Origin of the sequence: Paenarthrobacter sp. C1 (assembly GCF_049315185.1) — a bacterium.
GTDB lineage: Bacteria > Actinomycetota > Actinomycetes > Actinomycetales > Micrococcaceae > Arthrobacter > Arthrobacter nicotinovorans.
Genome location: NZ_CP186053.1, coordinates 348,282 through 367,080 on the forward strand (window position 1 = coordinate 348,282; position 18,799 = coordinate 367,080).

At 64.8% G+C, this 18,799-nt stretch carries 19 protein-coding genes; 1 reads left to right on the forward strand and 18 read right to left on the reverse strand.

Annotated elements, in window-relative coordinates:
* Positions 1 to 31 precede the first annotated feature (31 nt).
* Together ACNAOU_RS24540 and ACNAOU_RS24545 are read right to left on the reverse strand one after the other, a co-directional pair.
* On the reverse strand, positions 32 to 310 hold the full coding sequence (locus ACNAOU_RS24540; protein WP_422759074.1) for a hypothetical protein: 279 nt from the start codon (positions 308 to 310) through the stop codon (positions 32 to 34).
* A gap of 156 nt (positions 311 to 466) precedes the next feature.
* Positions 467 to 640, reverse strand: a complete 174-nt coding sequence (locus ACNAOU_RS24545) for a hypothetical protein (protein ID WP_422759075.1) — start codon at positions 638 to 640, stop codon at positions 467 to 469.
* Positions 641 to 756: 116 nt separating this feature from the next.
* Between ACNAOU_RS24545 and fabG the strand changes: the two genes are divergently transcribed.
* Positions 757 to 1,488 carry a 3-oxoacyl-ACP reductase FabG gene (fabG, locus tag ACNAOU_RS24550; protein ID WP_422759076.1) on the forward strand — a complete coding sequence of 244 codons (732 nt, stop codon included), beginning with the start codon at positions 757 to 759 and terminating at the stop codon, positions 1,486 to 1,488.
* Here the strand turns inward: fabG and ACNAOU_RS24555 are convergent.
* The 16 genes from ACNAOU_RS24555 to ACNAOU_RS24630 all read right to left on the reverse strand — a co-directional run bounded on the left by ACNAOU_RS24555 (position 1,485) and on the right by ACNAOU_RS24630 (position 18,477).
* Positions 1,485 to 2,450 (reverse strand): zinc-ribbon domain-containing protein, encoded by a 966-nt coding sequence (locus tag ACNAOU_RS24555; RefSeq protein WP_422759077.1) that lies wholly within the window; start codon positions 2,448 to 2,450, stop codon positions 1,485 to 1,487. The genes fabG and ACNAOU_RS24555 overlap by 4 nt on opposite strands.
* An 81-nt stretch (positions 2,451 to 2,531) precedes the next feature.
* Positions 2,532 to 3,656 (reverse strand): site-specific DNA-methyltransferase, encoded by a 1,125-nt coding sequence (locus tag ACNAOU_RS24560; RefSeq protein ID WP_422759078.1) that lies wholly within the window; start codon positions 3,654 to 3,656, stop codon positions 2,532 to 2,534.
* Positions 3,657 to 3,678: 22 nt separating this feature from the next.
* Entirely contained in the window at positions 3,679 to 4,152 is a 474-nt protein-coding gene (locus tag ACNAOU_RS24565) for a hypothetical protein (RefSeq protein ID WP_422759079.1), read from the reverse strand.
* A gap of 5 nt (positions 4,153 to 4,157) precedes the next feature.
* Entirely contained in the window at positions 4,158 to 5,045 is an 888-nt protein-coding gene (locus ACNAOU_RS24570) for a helicase associated domain-containing protein (protein ID WP_422759080.1), read from the reverse strand.
* Between the two features lie 50 nt (positions 5,046 to 5,095).
* Positions 5,096 to 5,338, reverse strand: a complete 243-nt coding sequence (locus ACNAOU_RS24575) for a hypothetical protein (RefSeq protein WP_422759081.1) — start codon at positions 5,336 to 5,338, stop codon at positions 5,096 to 5,098.
* 95 nt (positions 5,339 to 5,433) lie between these two features.
* Entirely contained in the window at positions 5,434 to 5,751 is a 318-nt protein-coding gene (locus tag ACNAOU_RS24580; RefSeq protein WP_422759082.1) for a glutaredoxin family protein, read from the reverse strand.
* Positions 5,752 to 5,833: 82 nt separating this feature from the next.
* Positions 5,834 to 9,421 carry a helicase C-terminal domain-containing protein gene (locus ACNAOU_RS24585; RefSeq protein ID WP_422759083.1) on the reverse strand — a complete coding sequence of 1,196 codons (3,588 nt, stop codon included), beginning with the start codon at positions 9,419 to 9,421 and terminating at the stop codon, positions 5,834 to 5,836.
* Between the two features lie 126 nt (positions 9,422 to 9,547).
* Positions 9,548 to 10,000, reverse strand: a complete 453-nt coding sequence (locus ACNAOU_RS24590; protein ID WP_422759084.1) for a hypothetical protein — start codon at positions 9,998 to 10,000, stop codon at positions 9,548 to 9,550.
* Positions 9,997 to 10,992, reverse strand: a complete 996-nt coding sequence (locus ACNAOU_RS24595) for a hypothetical protein (protein ID WP_422759085.1) — start codon at positions 10,990 to 10,992, stop codon at positions 9,997 to 9,999. Before ACNAOU_RS24595 ends, ACNAOU_RS24590 begins: the two co-directional genes overlap by 4 nt.
* Positions 10,970 to 11,161 carry a hypothetical protein gene (locus ACNAOU_RS24600; RefSeq protein WP_422759086.1) on the reverse strand — a complete coding sequence of 64 codons (192 nt, stop codon included), beginning with the start codon at positions 11,159 to 11,161 and terminating at the stop codon, positions 10,970 to 10,972. Before ACNAOU_RS24600 ends, ACNAOU_RS24595 begins: the two co-directional genes overlap by 23 nt.
* A 536-nt stretch (positions 11,162 to 11,697) precedes the next feature.
* A complete protein-coding gene (locus ACNAOU_RS24605; protein WP_422759087.1) occupies positions 11,698 to 11,883 on the reverse strand; it encodes a hypothetical protein in 186 nt (61 codons plus the stop codon).
* Positions 11,814 to 14,198: an ATP-binding protein gene (locus ACNAOU_RS24610; protein WP_422759088.1), complete on the reverse strand. Its 2,385-nt coding sequence runs from the start codon at positions 14,196 to 14,198 to the stop codon at positions 11,814 to 11,816. Before ACNAOU_RS24610 ends, ACNAOU_RS24605 begins: the two co-directional genes overlap by 70 nt.
* A 2-nt stretch (positions 14,199 to 14,200) precedes the next feature.
* Complete coding sequence (locus tag ACNAOU_RS24615) at positions 14,201 to 15,247, reverse strand: hypothetical protein (protein WP_422759089.1); 1,047 nt, start codon at positions 15,245 to 15,247, stop codon at positions 14,201 to 14,203.
* Positions 15,248 to 15,268: 21 nt separating this feature from the next.
* Positions 15,269 to 15,895 carry a hypothetical protein gene (locus ACNAOU_RS24620; RefSeq protein ID WP_422759090.1) on the reverse strand — a complete coding sequence of 209 codons (627 nt, stop codon included), beginning with the start codon at positions 15,893 to 15,895 and terminating at the stop codon, positions 15,269 to 15,271.
* A 163-nt stretch (positions 15,896 to 16,058) separates the two neighbouring features.
* On the reverse strand, positions 16,059 to 16,571 hold the full coding sequence (locus tag ACNAOU_RS24625) for a hypothetical protein (RefSeq protein WP_422759091.1): 513 nt from the start codon (positions 16,569 to 16,571) through the stop codon (positions 16,059 to 16,061).
* A gap of 37 nt (positions 16,572 to 16,608) precedes the next feature.
* Positions 16,609 to 18,477 carry a RecB family exonuclease gene (locus ACNAOU_RS24630; protein ID WP_422759092.1) on the reverse strand — a complete coding sequence of 623 codons (1,869 nt, stop codon included), beginning with the start codon at positions 18,475 to 18,477 and terminating at the stop codon, positions 16,609 to 16,611.
* Positions 18,478 to 18,799 lie beyond the last annotated feature (322 nt).

Genomic DNA, 18,799 nt, shown 5'->3' on the forward strand with positions numbered 1-18,799 from the left:
GCAAGCAGGCTGACGGCCCTCCCCTCACCGTTTAGGCGGCGAGGGTGTAGCAGGAGACGCGCAGGTCTTGATCGTCGTAGACAACGACCTGGGGCTCCTTGGCATTAGCGGCGGTAGACATGCTCAGTGCCAGGGTGTTGCGGACGCTTCGGGCAGCGTCTTTGTCGGCCAACCCGGTAGCGAACGGTGCCGGTGCTGCGGAGGCCGAGACGCTGACATCCCAGCCTGAATCACTCTGGCGCATTGAAATGTGAGTCGTGGAGGACGCCTTCACGAGGGTTCCTGCAGTGGTTTCGATCCAGACGTCCATGACATGCTCCTGGGTGGTTTTGCGGATGGTTTCCTTGTCTTTTATGTGTGCGGAACAGGTGTTGCCGGTCCCCGTTTTCGGCTCTTTTCAGAACTATTTCGGGCAAAGAAAAGCCGCCTTCCATAACCGGAAGGCGGCTTTATCTGTGAACGGAATTCAGGCGTCATGGCCCGCGAGTTTGCGCCCGAAAACTGACATCGGCCCGCTCGGTGCCGTGATGATGGTCTGGCGCCGGTCGGCTTCCGCAGGGGCGGACGTCAGCAGTTTGGTTGCGATGATTTCGCGGTTCCGGAGTTGGTCGATGGTGATCGGGGCGGGGCTCTGGCTCATGTCGGTCTTTCTGTCGATACTGGCTTGCTACCACAAAACATGCGTAGAGAAAGCGGGTAAAGGCATGTTCAGATCCAACCGGTAAGCTGTCACGGTTGACCTGAAGGGAAATGAAAATGACAGCAACCGCAGAGCGCACGACCGGCCGCAGCGTCCTCATTACAGGAGGTAACAGGGGCATCGGCCTGGCTATCGCCGAGGCCTTCCTGGAGAACGGCGACAAGGTAGCATTGACCTACCGAAGCGAGACGGAGCTTCCCGAAGGCGTCCTGGGCGTGAAGGCCGATGTCACCGATGCCGAATCCCTTGACGAAGCGTTCAAGACGGTAGAAGCTGCCCACGGCCCGGTGGAGGTCCTGGTTCCCAACGCCGGGATTGCCAAGGACACCCTGCTGATGCGGATGTCCGACGATGATTTCACCTCCGTCCTGGACACGAATCTCACCGGTGCTTTCCGTGTCGTTCAGCGTGCCGCAAAGGGCATGATCAAGATGCGCAAGGGTCGGATCGTGCTGATCTCATCGCCGTCCGGTATCCGGGGGGTGCCCGGCCAGGTCAACTATTCGGCATCCAAGGCAGGCATGATCGGCCTGGCCCGGTCCATTACCCGTGAACTGGGCGCACGTGGAATCACCGCGAACGCGGTCATGCCGGGTGTGGTGCTTACCGACATCTTCAACGACGTCTCCGAGGACGTGAAAAAGCAGTACCTGGGTGAAATCCCGGCGGCCCGGTTCGCAGAGCCTTCCGAGATTGCCAGGGTTGTCCGCTGGCTGGCCAGCGATGAGGCGGCCTACATTTCCGGCGCGGTCATCCCGGTCGACGGTGGGGCCAGCATGGGCCACTAGGCAGCCCTGGCGGCCCTGCGCTCATCACGTTCGACAGGGCAGATATTGCTGGCCGCCCGGCGGATGACTGTGCGTTCGAACCGGTGTCCGTCCGGGCAGATCCAGTGGACCACCTTGTGGCTGCTGGGCGAAACGTCGGCCGGCGTCAGGGTGTTGCGCTCCATGTCCCATGCCGGGATCAAGTCGGGGCGCTTATCCGCCAGCGTGGTTCCCGGCTTCGGCCCCTTGTAGCTGATCGCTGCGGCACGGCGGATGTTGGCACAGACAGGGCATCCCTGTCCGCTGTGACGGCGCGCTACCTGCGAGAGGTACGGTTCGTGGCCCGCCGGGCAATTCCACCACGCCGCCCGGGGGCTTCCGGGGCTCACGTCGCCAGGGGTGAAGTCGTTGAGCTCGGTGTTCCATTCGGCAGCCAGCGACGGATTGACTTCGGCGAGGGTGCCGCGGGCGATTGCCCGTGCGGTGTTCGCCTGCCCACCGCGCTGGCGTCCGCATTCGGGGCATCCGTTTCCGGCGGTGCGGTTGCTGATGTAGGACTCGGTGGAGCCGTGCCCCTTCGGGCAGATGAAGTAGGCCTTCTTGTTGGACCGGGGCGCCACATCGGCGGGGGTCAAAGGGTGGTTCTTCTCGTAGTCCCATTCGGCGGCAATGTCGGGGAACGCGTCGGCGAGGGACTTGCCCTTCTTGGGTGCGTCGAGCTTCGCCCTGCCGCATACCGGGCAGCCGCGGTTGCGGGATGTCCGGTAGCAGACTTTCTTGATGTACGGCGGGTGCCCGTTGGGGCACAGCCAGGAAACGGCCCTGTCGGAGCCGTAGCTGACATCATTCGGCGTGAGGTCGCCATTCGCTGTGGTGTCCCACTCGGCGGCGAATGCCGGGAATTTCTCGGCCAATGACTGCCCGGGTGCGGGGGTCATGGGACGGGCGGTGGCGGGACGCTGACGCTTCGCTGTTGTGTTCACCCTGCCTATGTGTGCGGAACATACCGACGCTGTCACCGTTGGCCCGGAAACCCGCGGTGCCTCCACCGCCGCTCAAGGTCATCAAGCGGCAGCCGCGGCCGTCCGATACTCGACGGTGTACGGCTCGGTGGAGGTGGTGTAGCCGGTCAGCGGCAGTGGATCGGTGCCGGCGAGGATGCCGTCGATGCGCGGTGCGATGTAGTTGGCGATTGTTTCGGGGCTGAGTTCGACGCCGATCCAGTTCCTCCCCAGTTTCTGCGCGACGGCCAGGGTGGTGCCGGAGCCTGCGAAGCAGTCCAGGACGGTGTCTCCGGGCTCGGTGGCAGCGGCGATTAGCCGTTCCAGCAGGGCTTCGGGCTTTGGGGTGTCGAAGGCAGCGCCCATTTCGGTGCCGAAGATGGATTCGGATTCTGCGCGTGCGTCCTCGTTGGTCGGCGACCCGTTGATCCTGAACGACTGCAGGTTGGTCAGGACCTTGCCCTTGGATTCCTGCGAGACGAAGGACGGACGGAGCATTTGCCGCGGGCAGATGAACGCACCGGGGGTCTCGGCCATCTTGTTCACGGCGTCCTGGCCGTAGCGGAAGGGCCCGGTCATGCGGAAGGCATTCTTGTTCGTGCCGTTTTCGACGACCAGGTCATCGAGCAGGTCCGAGGTGATCGTCGGGGTGTTCATCGGGCCGGCCGGGATGGTTTGGTCCGGGAAGTTGAAGGTCATGCAGCCGGCGGGAAACTCCAGCACGGATGGCTTGTTGCCCTTGTTGTGGACCGGGATCCGTTTGCCGACCTCGGTGGAGGAATGGACCAGGGGCGCCATCTTCGACTTGTCCTTGGCGTAGACGAGGACGTGGTCGGTGACGTCTGCCAGGTGGGCGTGCAGGAAGGAACCCCGGTTCTTCTTTTCCCAAATCATCGTGCCGACGTAGTTGCGGTCGCCGAAGACGTCGTCCATGATGCAGCGAACCCGGTGGATGTACTGGTCATCCAGGTGGACGAAGACGCTCCCGTCCTCGGTGAGGGTGTCCCGGACGCCGGTTAAGGTGCGCTCGAGCATAGCCAGCCAGTCCTTCAACGGGGAGGAGTCGCTGTACTGGTTGAACTTCCGCCCGGTGTTGTAGGGCGGGTCCAGGTAGGCCATCTTGACCGTGTTGTGGAGCTGGGTGTCGGCCAGGGCGTTGTCCGCTGTGTCGCAAATAAGTAGGTTCATGGCCTTCTCTATGCGGACACTTTTACGACGGGCGTCGTTTGAGCGCGAACACCGGTCCGGCGAGGCTGGCGGAGCGTTTCGGGGCAGAGCCCAGCCACCCGGGACAGTGCCCGTTCAGCCAGAGGCGCCGGGCGGTGGGCAGGTTGCCGGTGCGTTCGAGGGCCTGCTGGCTGTTAAGCCAAATGGCAATGAGCTGCTCTCCCTTCGTGTCAGCGCCCATGTCCGGCAGCCGGCCGTGGCAGAGGACAAAGTCGGAGGCTTCGCGGGCCCGTTCCTGCCAGATGTCTTCGGCTGACGATCTCCACCCAGGCAGGTGGTGATCGAGGAAGGACTTCCGGAACGGGTCCATCGTGCCGGTCGAGTCGGCGACGCGCTGTTCGTTCAGCCAGACGCCGGCGCCGCGTTCATAGCTGGACGGTGAAGCGGCTGAGGGCCAGCGTCCGTGTTCGGCGAAGAATGCAGCTACGAGTTCGACGGTCTTTTTCTCATCAAGCATTGCGGTCACACTCCTTGCCTCTCCCGGAGCCAGCCGGCAGCGGCGGCGTCCAGTGCCTCCAGCCGGTCATGCGTCATCCGCCCGGCCCGTGCCGCGGCTCGTTGGGTGCCCAGCCACCGTGCCAGCTTCCTTTCGGCGGAGATGGCCACGCTCGGCCACCGGCCCGTGGATTCCCGGAAAACCTCCAGCGCCTTGGCCTGCGCGGCCCAGTGAACCTGCCGGCCATCGTGCTCGGGCAGCCAGCCCGGAACGTTCTTATCCAGCCATTTGCGGCGGGCCCTGGTGATTTTCCCGGCCCGTGCCAGTCCTCGCTGGTAGCTCATCCAGCGGTACAGAGCGGTTGCCTCGGTGTCGATGCTGGAGCTGGCCGGAAGCCTGCCGGAGAAGTCCAGATAGTTGGCCAGGTCCTCTGCCCGACCGAGCCACAGCAGCTCCGGGTCTACTGCGGGCCGGTCCCATCCCGGAGTCCTGGTGTCCAGGGCTTGCCGGCGGTCCGGGCGCAGCTTTCCGGCGGCGGCCACCCGCCGCTGGGATTTCAGCCACACCTTCAGCTGGCCACGAAGGGGGACACCGGCGGTGCGGGCCTCGGCCAGGAGGGACAGCTGGGAGTTCCAGCGTTCGTCACGGGACTGGCGCCAGCCCGGGATGCGGGTGTCCAGGAACTTTCGGTGCGTTTGGGTCATCCGGCGCTGCTGGCAGGCGCGGCGCTGGACGGCCAGCCATCCTGCCAGCTCGTCCTCCCCTGGCTCCGCTCCGAGGACGGGGAGATTGCCGGTCTGCTCTACGAAGAGGGCTACCACTGTGGCCATATCAGTCCACGGGTCGGCTCCGTCCTCTGCGGCACGCTGTCGTACCGGGGCCACAGACGGGGCCGGGATCGTCAAGGTCTTCACATTAGGAAGCATGCGTAGAGACGGCGCTCACGGCCGTCCTGGCCAAGGCTCTACTGGGTCACGGATGTCCTGTGACCAGCGGCGTACGCAACCAGGTGCTGCTCCCAGGGAACCGAGGCATCGGCACAGAGATACGCTCCATCGGCCCCGATGATCACTGCTCCGGCAACGCAGGAAGGATCCCAGAAGTGGACGGCGGCGATTTCGGGCAGCACGCGGCTGTTCCGGGCCGCGTCGTTCGGCCTGAGGGCCAGGATCCGGGCGGCAATTGGGGTGGCCGTGCGGGTGTTCATGGGTGCCTTTCGCGTGGTCGGGACATCTTTGCTGGGGCGGGAAAGAGAAACCCGCCGCCCAGGGAGGTGGACGGCGGGTTCGGCTGGGCTATTGCTCAGGCTGCGACGAGCTCGAGGACGGGTGCGACTCGCTCGACCAGCGGGTCGTTGTTCAGCTCCTCGATCTTGCCGGGGTTGAAACCGCCCCAGTGGTCGATGACGACGCCGTCCTGGTACACCACGGTGACGGGGGCCTGCATGTGGCCGAGGGACTTGCAGAACTCCTTGTTCTCTTCAGTGGAGCCGTTCTTCTTGGTGATCAGGAGGTTGGTCTTGGCGACCGCGCGGTCCTGGGCGTTGCATTGGACGCATCCCTTTTCCTTGCCGAAAACGACGACGGACTTCGGGGAGGTAGAGGTGGTGACGGGTGACATGGCGTCTGCCTTTCGTGGCTTGTGGGTGGCGCTCGGTGGGTGGTGCCGGTAACGAGTCTGTGTGCGGCGACTTTGAAAAACGTCAGGAGGCGAGGGCGAATGCTTCCGCGCTGATGCGGTGGAGGTATTCCTCAGCCGCTGCCTGGCTGGTGGTGACCTTGCTGAACCGGGCGGCGGCGTCCTTGTAGACCTTCCGGGTCGCCTCCGGGTAGGACACCGGACCGGTCTTCAGCATCCGCGGGTCCAGGATGGCGGCCATGCCGAAGTCGGACACGGACCGGATCAGTCGGCCCGGGGCCTGTTCGAGGAGCAGGGCAGCGTCGGAGACGTACACGTAGGTGTCCGCCGCCCACTTGCCGATCTGCAGGGTGTCCATGATCGCCTCAACCCGGGCGTCGTCCACCGGGTTGCCGGCCGCGCGCGGTATCCGGTCGATGGTGACCAGGGAGCAGGTGCGGCCCTTGGCGTCCACGCCCGTCATGAACGACTTGGTGCCGACCAGCACGGATTTCACATCGTCGCGCCAGAGGTTGGTCAGCTGCTGGGTGGAGAGCCCGTCCCACTGGGAGTAGACATTCCAGCGGCCTTTCGCGGCGCGACGCAGGGCTGCGGCGTAGGCCTTTCCGGCTGCGGAGTTCGCCGACAGGATCAGGGCCGATCCGGCGTTGGCTTCGACGAGCTCGACGTTTTTCCTGGTCGCCCACGCCTGGTGCAGCGCGCCGTTGAACTTGCCTTTGGTGCCGGGCCGCCAGCCGGGGAACATCTCCGGGATCTCAGCCGGCGTCAGCTTCGGGATGTAGAGGAGGGAGTCGTCGTACGCCTTGTCGAACGGGGACGGGTAGGCGGCGTTCTCGGCGGTCAGGCCGATCTGGTAGCCGAACCGGGAGGGCAGGGTCGCGGAGACGGCGATGACCGTCATCGGGTACGTCTCCCCTTCCTCCTCGACGGGCTCCCCGGCCTCCTTCATGGCCTGAACCATTTCGTCTTCCTCGTCCGGCATGACTGGCGCGGTCCACAGGTTCGCCTGCAGCAGCTTGGAGATGTTCACCGGGGACGCGTTGGCGCACCAGTACGGGGTCTGGACCTTGGCGTTGGCCGGCGGGGTCTTCTGCTCGATCCAGCGGGCGGTCCCGATCCGGTGCAGCTTGACCTGTCCGACGGCGCCGATGAAGGCATCCAGCCGGCCGGAGAGACGCTTGGCTTTGAGCCGGGCCTGGATGTTCTTGGACTTGGCGGCCCCTTCCAGGGCGTTCTTCACGCTGCGGGCCCAGCCGATCAGGATGTCACCGCAGGTCTCGACGGGGTCGGCGTCTTCCTTGATCTTGCAGACCTCACCGGCCTTCGTGTACCTGGCCATCTCGGCGAGTTCGTCCTCCAGCTCGATGGCCAGGGCGTTCCCCTCTTTGATCAGCCGGCCGACAGCGGGCTCGGACTCGTCCAGGGTCCGGGCAATGGAACGGGTCAGGGACATGACGGCCGCGGACGAGACCTCACTGGCGCCGGCGGAACGGACGTTCGCCGGCAAGGCGTGCGCCTCGTCGATCATGATGATGTGGAATTCGCCGAGGGTCTTGTTGCCGACGATGACCGGGACACCCTTGGCTGCCTGGACGGCGAGCATGGAGTGGTTGGTGACGACGATGTCCGCCTCGGCGGCCTTGGCCCGGGCAGCGCGCGGCTTGCACAGGTCGAAGATCGGGCAGGTGTCGCCGATGCATTCGGACGGGCCGACAGAGACCGCGTCCCACAGTTCAGGGGTGGTGACCCCGGCGTAGGACTGCTTGTCCCCGGCCTGGTCCGCCGGCAGTGACAGGGCCCACAGCAGCAGCGGTACCCCGGCTACCGGGTCGAAGGGGCGGCCGTCCAGGAACAGGTCCTTGCGGTTGGCCAGGCGTTTGACCTTGGACCGGAGCGAGGGCAGGGAGGGGCGCTGGCCCACCGTGTCGGTGAGGGTCTCAGCGGCGTCGCGTGCTGACTGGCCGCAGACGTAGTTGGAGAAGCCTTTCAGGACCGCGACCTTGGGCTTGGTGCCCGTGACTTTGTCGCAGGCTGCAGCAGCTACAGGTGCGTCCTTGTGCAGGATCTGGCTCAGCAGGGCCAGGGATTCGGTGCTGAGGATGGTCCGCTGGCCGTACTTGGCTGCGGCGACCATGGCAGGGGCGAGCAGGCTGAATGTGTTGTGCGTAGGGATCATCGCCTCGCCAGCCAGGAACAGGTGGGAGGGCGAATCGACCATAATGCAACGGACGGGACGCGACTCGACGGGTTCAATGGCAACGATGTAGCGGCGAAGATGAGTCTCCCGCTTGTTGGTCGGAAGGAGCGCGACTTTCCTGGCAAGTCGAAATACGGGCAGGGTCGTGACAAAGCCAATCCTGTAGCGCGTGCCGACGATTCGCCGACGCTTTCGTCCGGGGTTGTCAGGATCGTCCTCGGTAATGGCCGCCGGTCCAGACCTGTAGGTGCTCTTGATCCCCAAGGAGCAGATCAGTTCGTAGATGCTGTCTGCCAACTCCTTTTTGCACACTGCGATTTCGGATCGACCGGTCTTGTTGATGGTGCCGTCGGTGTCCATAAGTCCCTGAAGCAGCTCCAGCCGCTGTTGAGTGGACGCGCGAAGGTACTTCGTCGGGATGTGCTTATGGTTCAGAACGCCGGCCTCCGCCAGCTTTTGGGTGACAGTTGACCTGCCTCCCTGTGTACACCGGTCACCGGGCATGAACATCGAGTAGAGGTAGGTGGCTCCCAGCTTTACGACCGTTACTCCCTCGGCAGCGATAAGGTCGGGGATCTCTGAATTCTCGGATGTGATCTGGGCTCGGCAAGAGGTTCCATCCCCCAGCCACGCACCGAGGACATAGGGCGGGAGTTCAAGATCGTGCCGGTGAGGCATGTCGAGTGAATCCGCAACCTCCACGGCGTAGTTCAGCCCCCCTCCTTGGCCTCGGAGGGAGTCAACCATTTGGCCAGTGCTGACCACGACCCTTTCCGCGGGTGCCTGGTTCGTGATGACGGACCGAGCATCAGCGTTAGCAATGAAGTGGTCAAGGACGGGACGAAGATCGAACGGCTCGTCTTTTGACAGCCTCGCCTCGCCCAGAGCTCTGCGGGCCTTTGAGACCGTGTCCTTGCGGAGGAGGCCGCCGAAGCGGATGACCATCTCGCTGAAAGTCATCGTGTGCCCCGTTACGTCAATGCTTGCACGCGCTGCTTGGAGCTTCAGAAGCCGCTCGTAGTAGCCCACGGAATCGTGGCGCTTCCTAACACGTCGGGCTTCCGATGCGAGCCCGCGCATAGCCCGTGTTGATACCGACCAGAGGTGCTCTTCATCTGCAGTGATGCGGCTGCCATCGGAGAACACGACGTCGAAGCAGGGACGGTCATATTGGAAGGGGTGCGCTTTGACCACTGTCGTGATGCGGCCGTCTTCGGCGAACACCTGGTCGCCGTCCTGCAGATCCCCCATTCGCTTCCATCCGCTGGGAGTCGGAATCGGTGTGTTGATGTCAAGAGCTTTGCCAACACCAGTGGGGGCTACACCGATCGTGTGACCGGATGTGCGGATGGCTTCCTCGACATCCTTGAGAAGTGCCGTCTGTCCCGGGCGCGGCTGTGCGTCAGGGATTCCGGTTCCAATCCGGACGGTTTCGGTGAGTACGTCGTGCATCATGGCAGCTCTATGCTTCCTGCCCGGTCGCGGGCGTCAGAGATGAGGGGACCCGTCCACCTCGTGGGGGCGATGGACGGGTCCGTGCCGGTCGCTGGGACCGGCGGGCGCGTAAGGGTGTGCGGGGCCTTACGCGGTCTTGGGGCGGCGGGAGCCCTTAGGCTTGGCGCCGGCGGGCGGGGCGGGATTTGGTGCCTTGCCACGGCGGAAAAGGTCCTTGATGCGGACAGTCCGCTCGGTGACCCAGCTTTGGTGCAGGATCCAGGTTTCGCCGACAAGGATGACGATGTAGGGGTTGGAACTCTCGGTGAGCATCATGGCCAGGCCCAGCATGGCCGCCCACCGGTACCACCGCTTCCAGCCGCCGGGCAGCAGGGTCATGGTGATGATGCCGGGGAGGACGACCAGCAGCGGGAAGATCCAGCTCATGGCGTCCATGCTGAGGAAGAAAGGACCAAAGAGGATCAGCGATGCCAGGGCGAAAATATGGACGAATGAGCTAAAGGCTGCGGCCACCCATTTCGCGGGCCCGGCCAGTGCCTGGCGTGTGAAGCGGCTCTTGATCTTGTCAGTGATATTCATGCGGCGTCGGGCACCTTTACTTCCACGTCGGTCAGGGACCGGATCAGCCGGTCAAGCTGTTCGTACATGTCGGCTTCGTTCAGCCCAAGACGCTGGCCCTTGAATGCCAGGGCGCGGGCGAAGACGTCGGGAGCCTTCAGGATGGCGATGCGGCGGCCGGCGACCCGCTCGTCGCGGTAGTCGGCGCCGGTGGTGTCGAACGAGGAGTACGCCTCGAACTCCAGGGCGATGAACGCCTCGCAGGTCTCTTCGGCCAGGCGGGCCCAGCCGCGGCCCTTGCCCATGGCCCGGACGGAGGCACGGAATGAGCGAAGGACGGTGCGGGAGGGGCGGGCGCGGTCGGCCAGGACCGAATCGACAAGGACTCCGGCGACGCGCGGTGCTGCCCGGGTGATGGTGTCGATCTGGTCGAAGCTGTAGTCGTCCCAGAGTGCCATGAGGCCTTCGTCGATGGCCTCGAACGGTTCGCCTTCGATGAGGGAGCGCATCGCGGCAATGGAGCGGTGGGCAAGCCCCGGTTCGGCGTCGACGAGGGCCTTGAGCCGCTTGCGCTCCATGATCTGGGGGCGGACGAGGGCTGGGACGCCGTAGCCGTGCATGATGGTGGCGGCCTGGGCGGCCAGCTTGGAGCTGTCCCGCAGATGCCGGGTCTTGGAGCGCAGCCAGTCCGCGGCGTCTTCCATCGTCTGGCTAATGTGGGCCGGGTCGGTACGGTCGACGGAGGCGGCGTTGTGGAACGCCGAGTAGGAATTGGCATAGACGCCGTCGTCCTGCCACTGGCGCATCGGGGACGGGTCCACGAGGGTCATCTTCGCCGTCGTCCGGGTCCGGATGTTGCGGAGCATGGAAAGGGATCCGGCGCGCAGCAGGCTGCGGGCCCAGCCGGAGGCCGAGGCGTCGAGCCCGAGGTCCAGGTCAAAGCCTCCGGGTTCGGTCTGCATCACCTTCTGGAAGAGCAGCTCCTCCATCTCAACCGCCAGGTCCTGAACCATCTGGGGTCCGAACGGCCCGCCCTTTTTTTGCGACAGCGGCCACAATGGCGGAGCGGTGGAGGGACTCGGCGATAAGCCGGCGGGCCTCCGAAGCCTCGACCAGACCGTCAGCGTGGCGCTGCAGGATGTCGTGGCATTCGGAGTCGGTGATCAGGGAAGTCAGTTGCACGAATCCTATGTGTGCGGCTGATCTCACAAACGTCATCAAAGTCGGCGTGTAACGTCCATCACGCCCGGGAAGCCCCGAATGGCGGGGGCTTCATTCCGACCTCGCGGCTCCCCGCGGGCATCAGACTTCCTCGCAGACGAACCCCGAACCCCTCCAACGGATGATCTGAGTGGACCTCGCGTCGGCCAGGAGACGTATCAGCGCGCCGCGCGCCGATTCAGCTTCGGCAACCGTTTTCAGATATGGGGTGAGGTCATGGAAGCGTTCACCCCTGATTCTCTGGCACTCGATGACGAGTTTGGCTTGGGAGAGTCGGGCCGGAGATGAACGACGAATGAAAGGATTTGTGACGCGGGAATCAGCACTGAGTCCTCGAGATAGTCCGGGTTAGCGACTTCAACGCAGGTCAGGTTCACACGGTAAACCTAACATCAGCTGCTTCGTGTGAAGGGGAGCGCAGGCGAACCCGTCAAGATGCCGCAGACATGGCAACACCCCGGCGAGGGGTGCCGGGGTGCTGCCACCTGGGGGCGCTCTTAGACGAGGACGGCCTGCGCCGCTTCCTGTCGACGACGGATGTCCTCCGGGTTGGTGGACGCCATCGACAGGAAGGTCGGCGGCAGGACCACTTCGACGGGCACGGCCCGGCCGGTCAGGTCCGCGTAGATGCCGATGGCACCACGGATGACCTGGTTGGTGCGGGGATCGCGCAGTGCCCGCATCGAGTTACGGTTCGGTGCGATCTGTTCCCCTCGCCGACGTTGGCCTTCGCCCGGATCCGGCCCAGCCGCTCCGGGGTGGGCTCGAGGTTGAAGAGCCGGCAGGCGGCCTCGGCCTCAATGCGGTCTTCGATGGGGAGGATGAAGCCGCGGGAAATGTAGCCGGTCAGCTCTGCCTTGAGGGCATCGGAGACCCGCTGGGTGTAGAGGATGGGCAGCACACCCTGGGACCGGGCCAGACGGCCGAGTCGTTCGACTTCTGCCTTGCCGGCGCCGAGGAAGACCCATGCCTCGTCGAGGTGGATGACGCCGCCGCGGCCGGTCAGGGCCATGGCGGAGCCGAACACCATCATGCGGACCAGTGCCAGGCAGACGCGCTGCATCAGCGGCGCCCCCTCAATGGCGCCCGGTTCGGGCAGGTCCAGGTGGGAGTTGCCGACCTTGATCAGGGTGATGCCGTCGAAGATGTTCAGGGCCTGGGATTCGGGGCTCATGCCCACGCAGGCGCGGAACATCGGGGAGGCCTCGGCGAGGTCCAGGATCGGCTGCACCATCGCCGGGGATGCCTTGCCGTGCCCCACGGCGATCTTCAGGGCCTGGCCGATGCACTTGGCGCCGTTGGCGACCCCGTAGCGCAATGCCGTGTAGATCGCGACCTCGTACTTGCCCTTGTCAACGCCCCACGGGTTTATCGCGCCCAGCATGGACGCCGCCAGTTCGACACCCACGTCGGGGCTCTTGGCGAACCTGATCGGGTCAAAGATGCCGTCCGAGTGCTGCAGGTCGTCAAGGGAGATGACCTGCCCCCCGGCGGCCAGAACGGTCGGTGAGTGGTCAGAGTCCGTCTTGGGGTCGACGATAACCTGCGGCGAACGTCCTCCCCTGGGGCCGGGGATCCGGTTCATCTGGGTCCCCATCCACAGCAGCGCCTGGGTCTTGCCCGAGCCGGTACCGCCAGCGACAAGCATCAGGGGCAGGCCGTCGGCGGTGGAGGCCGCGGTCGGGGACACGTACGCCGGCTGCCGGTCACGCTCGGTGAAGCCGATCAGGGCACCGGTCTTGTCACCGACCGTGGAGAGCGACTGAATGCCCGACGCGGCAACGTTCTGGGTCGGCATGTCGTGCAGGTTCGGGTTGGCCCGGATGTAGGAGCAGAGCATCATCTCAGCCAGTGCCTGGCGCTGGCGGAAGTTCATGATCCGCAGGTTCGCCGCGGACCCGGGACCGGCCTGGGAAATGTCTTCAACTTCCCCGTCGAACGCGACCAAAACGGAGCAGTCCACCAGGGTCGGGGACCCTTGACGGGAAGCGTAGACGGCCTCGACGTCTTCAAGGACCTTGACCATCTCCTCCTGCTCGGAGAGCTCCATCTTGTTCTGCTTAAGACGTTCGTTGATGTCATCCAGGTAGCGCTTGCGCTGCCGGCGCAGTTCGGCGCGGGTGACCTTTGCCGGTTCGATGCCTGCCCGGATGGAGATCGCGACGGCACCGTCCTCGACCAGGCCGGTCGCCCAGTTCGCCTCGGCGCTCGTGGGGCTGACGAAGTCGAAGTCGAACCCTTCCAGGGTGGCGATCGTCAGGGTCCGGTGGTTGGGAATGACCGGCCAGGAGTGGCAGTCTTCGCGGCCGGCAGCGTCGGCCATGCGCACCGCCTTGGCGTCGGAGAAGACGTGCAGGTGGTCCTCGTGGGGCAGGTCGACGGTGTCCGGGAAGTGTCCCTGGTTCCAGAAGGAGTTGGCGATCGCGATCTCCTGCGAGGACGGCACCGAGAGCCCGCAACGCGCCAGGGCGGCGTCCACCCTGGCCAGGTCAGTGTCAAAGTCACTCAGCGGGGTGCCGCCGACCACGAGCGTCTCCGCGAAGGATTCGATGGCGTGCCGGAACCCGCCGTTGCCGCCGAGCTTGCCGTTCAGCTTCACCGCCAACAGCAGGAGCCGCTTCTCGGTGATCTGGTGCGGGAAGGACTCTTTCAGGAACCCGGCGATCGGGTGGCCGGTTTCCGGGTTGTAGAGCTTCTTCAGGTTCACCAGCAGTTCCTGTGTCTGGCGGTAATCCTTCCGGGCCAGGGCCCGGCGGTTCGAAGTGGTGTGCGTCATCGCGGAAAGCTCGTCGTACGCGGCCATCAGTGGGGTGTAGGTGTTGATGCGCTCGTCAATGGACTTGGCGTCCACTACAGGCTCAAGCGGGACCTTCCGGACGAGCCAGAGTGAGCCGTCGACGCCAAGCATCCGGCCGCCCGGGAGCAGCGTGCGCATCATGGTGGGGACGGAGACGTCCATCAGGGGCTGGGCCGTGGGGGCCTTGGAGTTACGTGCCATGTCTACTTTCCTGCGGCCGCGGGGACGGCTTTGTCGATGGTTGCGGCGGAGATTTTGCGGCCTTCGACGGCGTTCATGTACGGCTTGAGCGATTCGCCGGATCCGGCGCCGCCCCAGGCGACAACCTGCGGGGCCGCGGTATCTGCCTTGTCGATGAGTACGTCGTAGGTGACACGGGCAGGGGTCTGGGCGGTGCCCAGGTTCTGGCCTTCCCAGGAGATTCCGAAGGAAACCTGGGCGACCACCTGAGTGGGCTTGGTGTCCTTGTCCGCGTCAGCCGGCAGCGGCCGGGCTGCGACGTCACCGACGGCAACATTGGAGGCGGTCGCCTGAACCAGCGGGACGTAGGAGCGGTCAGGGCTCGTGTCGCCGACTGCGAGGCGCAGCGCGTCCGGGTCGCCTGAGGTGAACGCCTTCGCCCACGCGGCGGCAGCCTGCTCCACGGGGGGAAGCTTGGAGGTCTGGACCAGGCCCGGCCACGCCTTCAGGTTCGGCCAGGACTGCTTGTCATCAGGTGCGTGCGGGATCAGGGTCGGCTCGCCGAGGACTTTGGCGCCCCGGGTCGGCGAATAGGCGACCTGGACCTGGGTGGAGAAGATGGAGCCGGAGGGGCTGATCAGCGTGAGGTTGTTCAGCTGCAGTCCCTGGGTTTCGGTGACGTTGCCCTTGCTGTCGGTCGTCGTCTTGGGCTCTGCCTGGACGTCCACGCCGTCCCAGGACAGGATCCTGGCGCCCGGCATCGGGGAAGGCTGCTTGTTCAGCCAGTCCTGCACGGACTTCATCGCCGCTGCCTTGGTCGGGGAATCCAGCTGGTTCACCGGGGCCTGGGCTACGACGGGTTCTTCAAGGAACTTGGGCAGGAACGAGATGATGGCCAGCAACGCGATTGGAAGCAGCACGCAGCTCGAGACGATCCAAATCTTCACCAGCTTCATCCGCTTGACCGTGGTCCGGACTGCTCCGACGTCGGCGCGGGGCAGTTCTTCAGCGTCATGGAGCCAGAAGTCGTCTGGCCGGTTGTTGTTCTTGTTGGCGTTGCGGGCCATCATCGTCCTTCGGTGAAACAGTGGTTAGGAGCGCTTGAGCAGTTCGGCGGCGGCAATAAGTTCGAACTGGTTGTCTTCGGACAGGTCGTTCACGGCCTTCGCGACGGCCATGCCGGCCTTCACGTCGGACGCCGGCGGGGTCGGGGTGCCGACGGTGCCCAGGGCGTGCAGCAGGGTCCAGATGACCTTCAGCCGGGCACGGCCCAGAGCGGTGGCAGTGATGCCCACGGAGAAGGGGTCCTGCTTGATCGCGTCCTGGATCGCCTCGATGTCGCCGAGCGGGGAGGTGGACATCCGTCCGGCAGCCATGATCGAGGTGGTCAGGTCGATGATCTCGTCAGAGCATCCGAGCTGGGCCGCGGCGAGGGCGCGGACGGTGTCGGAGGCACCTTGGACCTCGATGGTTTTCGCAGCCACCCGGCGGAACAGGCCGCGGGACGGCTTGGCGGAGGCCTTGGCTTTGCTGCCGGCTGCGCCGGTCTCGTCGCCGGAGTCCTCGTCGACGCCGTCCAGGTCGGTGTCGGGCTCGTCGGCTTCAAGGTCGCCGTTGAGTTCGGCGTCGATGGCCGCATCCGGGCTCAGGAGTCCCTCCTCGGACTGGCCGAAACCGGAGGGCTGGTAGTGGTCGGTCTCGTAGGGGGTTGTCGTCACGGTGTCGTGCTCCTTCGTGCGTGCGGTCCGCGGGGTTCGTTCCGCGTCCCGCGAGTACAGATGCGGTCACTCTGGAACATGCGTAGACAATGCGGTGACGGCCGTCCCGGCACCAAAGCCCCCGCCGCCGTTTCGGGCGACGGGGGCTCGGGGTGAAACCGGACTAGCGCTTCATCTTTTCCAACGTGATGCGCTTGCCCTCTTCGGGGTCGAAGTCGGGGTCGGGGCCCAGGTCCTGCACGTGCTGGAGGATGCGGACTTTTTGGCCGTTCTTGGTTTCCTGCATTTCGATCCACACGAGCACGCGGTGGCCGGTGAGTTCGTTGCGGAGGCGGGAGGCGAAGGCCTTGGCCTCCTCGTCGGAGTCGGTGCGCTCGGTGCGGGCAGTCTCGATGCCGTCCGGGTTGAACTTCGATTCGGCCGTCTTGAAGGCGATAAAGCCACGGGTCGAGGAAGCTTCCTTCTGTACACCCAGGATGGTGCCGGTGAAGTTCTTGCAGTCGGCGAGCATCGCGATGGAGCGGGCGACGTCGGAGTTGTCGTTCAGCATCAGGGTCAGCGACTTAGCGTTGGTCTTGAGCCGGGCGGCCCACTCGGCCTGGTTGTCGCCGACCGGGCCGGTCATGGCTACAGCGCCGAGGATGATGTCGTTGCGTTCTTTGGTATCAAGGGCCATGGTGTCCTGCTTTCGGGGTTAGAGCGGGGAAGGTGGGTTAGCTAACGAAAGCGTCGTCGGTGACGGCGAAGTCGTCAGGCACGAAGTCGATGTCATCAGCGGGGGACACGGCCTTTGCAGCGGCCTTGCGGATCACACGGCGCGGTTCCGGCGCCGGAGCTTCCAGCGGGGCTTCGGCATCGGCAGGAGCCTCAGCGGTCTCCTCGGCTGCCGGTGCCTCGTCGACGGCAGACTCAGCCTTGGGAGCAGCCTTGGCCGCGGTCTTGGGTGCTGCCTTCGGGGCCGGGACAGCAGCGGCCGGAGCGGACTCCGGGGCGACACCGGCGAGGGCTTCCCATGGGGACTCGGTGCGCTCTTCGCTGAACAGGTGCAGGGCGACGGCGGTGATGGACTTGCAGCGGCGGATTGCGGCGACAACCCAGGCATCCCATGCTGCCGCATCCTCGCCGAACGGCATCGGCAGGGTTGCCAGGACGGTGCGGAGGGCACCGCGCATCCGGGAGTTGGCGCCGTCTGCAGCGGACTTGGAGCCGGTCCAGTGTTCCTGCGCCTCGACGACGATGTGCTGGAATGTGCTGGCCAGCGCAGTAACGTTCGTGCCGCTGATCGGCAGACCGCCCCGGTGGAGGGCTTCGACGGCGAGTTCTGCCGTGCCGAAGACACCCATGGCGGCGTACGAGTTGGGGTTCAGTTCACCTTCGGGGGTGTACGACTCCCAGACCTTGCCTTCCGTGATCTTGCTCATTCGGTGGTCCTTGTCGGTTGAAGTGGTCGGGTTCTCCCCGCTGGCATACATGTGTGCGGCAAGCTCCGAGGCCCTCTCCACTTCCGCCATCTGCTCATCCGGGATGCCGTAGCTGAACGGGTCCGGCATGAAAAAACTGACTTCCTGGCCGTGCTTGCTGACGATGGTGTCCTCGGTTGAGGCCATCGCGGCGACAGATGCACCCGGTCGCAGGGCGGGGATTCCCAGGTGGGTCGCGGAGTGCATCTGGTCGGCGACCTTCTCAGAGACCGTCTTGCCTTCCTCCTTGGCCACCGGGCAGGCGTTGATCAACGGGCACCAGCCGCACAGGGCGGAGACCTTGGTGGGAAACTCCCGGGACTCCATATAGCGGTTGTGCCGCTTCCAGGACAGCTCGAAGGTTTTGAGCGTCTTGGACATGGCCGCGGGGCTCAAGTCGATCTCGCGTGACTTGCCGAACTTCGTGTAGAGGACCGTGCCGCCGACGGGCATCTCACCGGTCTTCTCCTTCAGGGCGGCGGCATAGATGCGGATCTGGTCGCCATGGTCGTCGCCGAACCGGGTGTTGGCTACCTTTCCGGTTTTGTAATCTTCTGCGATAAGGCCCTTCTTGCCGCGCTTGTTGACCCCGTAGCGGACCCTGTCGATGAACCCGTTGGTGGGGACCCCGTTGATGGTCAGGCCGTCGATCTGCAGCTCCCTGGCGTAGACCTCAATTGTCTTCGGGTCTTCGATAACCCACAGGCCCTCGTAGGCTGTCTTGACCTCTTCGATCCAACGTCGGCGGTTGATCCGGGTAAGGGCGCGCACACCGTCGTCGTCGCCCGGGACTTCCGGCCACATGACGTCCGAGTCGCGGATGGTCAGCGCCTCTGCGAGGGCCAGGGTGCGCTCTGGACGTTCGTAGACGTCCTCGTCGAACATGTCCTCCATGACGGAGTGGGCGCTAGTTCCGATGGGAGCCGGGGCGAAGGGGTCCTCGACCTCGTTGCGCAGCAGCCGCTCCCCCACCCAGCGCGCGGCGCAGGACTGCATCGACTTGGAGGTGGACGCCGAGAGTGCCTGGCGGCGGATCTTGTCGATGACGGCGTCACTCGTGACGACGAGCTTCTTGCCGTCCCAGGCGAGCTTGTCGCGGAGCAGTGGGGTGGTCTGGTTCATAGAATTTCTATGCGCAAACCCCGACCACGGGTGTCAGAATTCGACACTAAAAATGCCGACCCGGGAAGAAATCCGCCCTGCCGCCTGGTTCCCACCGGCCGTCCGAAAACCAGCCTCTTGGTCGGGTGGAAAAATCCCCGGAATGGCGGGGAATATAGGGCCCCCTACTACTACTACTCTACTTAAACGACCAAAAAGATAGATATATATAAGGGGCCCCTTGTTCTCTTCCCTGGGGACCCCTTCCGGCTCTTAGTAAGAGAGTACTTTGGGGCCTTATATATATGTCCTTTCCCGGGTGGTTTGGGTCGGGTGAGGGTCA